The organism is Candidatus Competibacter denitrificans Run_A_D11 (assembly GCF_001051235.1).
GTDB lineage: Bacteria > Pseudomonadota > Gammaproteobacteria > Competibacterales > Competibacteraceae > Competibacter_A > Competibacter_A denitrificans.
In genome coordinates this window covers 1-1,568 of sequence record NZ_CBTJ020000008.1, presented here as the reverse complement: position 1 = coordinate 1,568, position 1,568 = coordinate 1, and the positions used below count along the sequence as shown (strand labels likewise).

3 protein-coding genes are annotated in these 1,568 nt (G+C 48.7%); 2 read left to right on the top strand and 1 reads right to left on the bottom strand.

What is annotated here, in order from left to right; genetic code table 11:
• Positions 1-381 (bottom strand): helix-turn-helix domain-containing protein (locus tag BN873_RS01650; protein WP_048670241.1); only part of this gene is annotated, 381 nt, incomplete at its 3' end.
• 160 nt (positions 382-541) lie between these two features.
• Between BN873_RS01650 and BN873_RS21290 the strand changes: the two genes are divergently transcribed.
• Both BN873_RS21290 and BN873_RS01645 read left to right on the top strand, forming a co-directional pair.
• The gene (locus BN873_RS21290; protein WP_082161029.1) at positions 542-766 is read left to right on the top strand and encodes a helix-turn-helix domain-containing protein; all 225 of its coding nucleotides are present in this window, start codon (positions 542-544) and stop codon (positions 764-766) included.
• Positions 763-1,509, top strand: a complete 747-nt coding sequence (locus tag BN873_RS01645) for a DNA-binding protein (protein ID WP_048670240.1) — start codon at positions 763-765, stop codon at positions 1,507-1,509. The genes BN873_RS21290 and BN873_RS01645 overlap by 4 nt, the downstream gene beginning before the upstream one ends.
• Positions 1,510-1,568: the final 59 nt, after the last annotated feature.

Genomic DNA, 1,568 nt, shown 5'->3' with positions numbered 1-1,568 from the left:
CGCCTTCTTATCAGGGTCCATCGTCACCCCTTTCTCGCTGAAGGCTTGTTCGACCGTTTCTATGGCCAGTCGAAGCGTCTTTATATCAAGCACTGGCCTAATAACCTGCTGATCTTTCTTATCTTCTTGATCTTTCTGCGGCCCTTCGCCGGTAGCTAGCCAGAGGAGGCGAACGTCTAGTGCATACGCCAACTTCACTGCTTCATCAATTTTGGGTCGAGAGAGGCCGTTCGCCCATTTCCTGATTGTCCCTTCCACTACGCCAACATTTCGTGCGAGAGCACTGATGCTTTCATACGAATCAACAAGCTCCTTCAGCCTGGCGGCGAACTGTAAACTATCCCATTCTGTAAACTGTAAACTGAGTTTACGGTTTGTCATGGCAGTTTACTGAAAGTAATGAATTGATATTAAAGACATATTTAAAATCACCTTTTGTCTTCAGAGGCGAACAAATGCCTAGTAACCGATCTCACCATGCCAAACTGTAAACTCATACGATCTCTTGAATTTCGCATAAAAATATCGTATAAATGTTTACATGACAACCGAACCTCACTCTAAAAATACGAATTCCAGGGCGCTCTGGATCAAGCATCAGCTTGAGCGATTAGGCACATCGTATGCCCAGATCGCACGCGAGGAAGGCGTGTCCCGTCAGGCAGTCAATAAGGCTGTTTACGCTCCTTATCCAAAAATGGAAAGAGCCATCGCCAAGCGCTTAGGGCTTACGGCGCGAGAAATCTGGCCGGAGAGGTATCCGTGATCAAAACATGGTACAGCGCAAAAGAGGCCGCTGGTTTGCACGGCATGAGTAAGCTTGGCTTCATCAAAATGGCGAAGAGAAAGGGATATGAAACTCGCCACCGCTCCGGCAAGGGAGGCGGTCTTGAATATCGTATTGACTGCTTTCCTGTCGCCGTGGTGGCCAAAATTGCAGAAATCCCTTCGTATCAGGCTGACCATCTCCTTACTCAACCTCCTTTGCTGCTTAATAAAGTACAAAACCAAATAACAGTCCTTTCCAAAAGCGGCGAACTCTCAAAAGCCGAAGGCGACGCCAAAGCAGCCGCTTTAGACGGCAAAGCGCGCCTTCGCATGGATACCCGATTAGAGGTTTTGCGCCAATTCGAGCGGTATTGTGCGCAAGAAAATGCCTCTCATTGCAAATTCGGCGGCAAATATCACAAAGCGGCCTTTGCCATTGCTTGGAATAAAGGCGAAATCGCCAGTTCCGCGCGCGATCTCATTCCCATTCTCTCCAGCGACAAACTCACCCGCTGGCGAAAGCAATGCCAGCGCGAAGGATTAGCGCGGTTAGCGGGAAAAGACGGCCATCGCAAAGGCCAAACGCTCATCGACACCCAACCCCAACTGGTGGCCGCACTCAAAGCATTATTGTGCGTCTATCCCCATGTCAGCCCCGGCATTGCCCATAGCTGGCTCATCGAACGGTATGAAACGCAGGTCTTAGAGCCTATCCGAAAATTCTTATTCAGATACAAATGATTAATCGCAGCCCTCTTCATTAAGAGGTGGATACAATTTCTTCAGTAGAATACGGATAG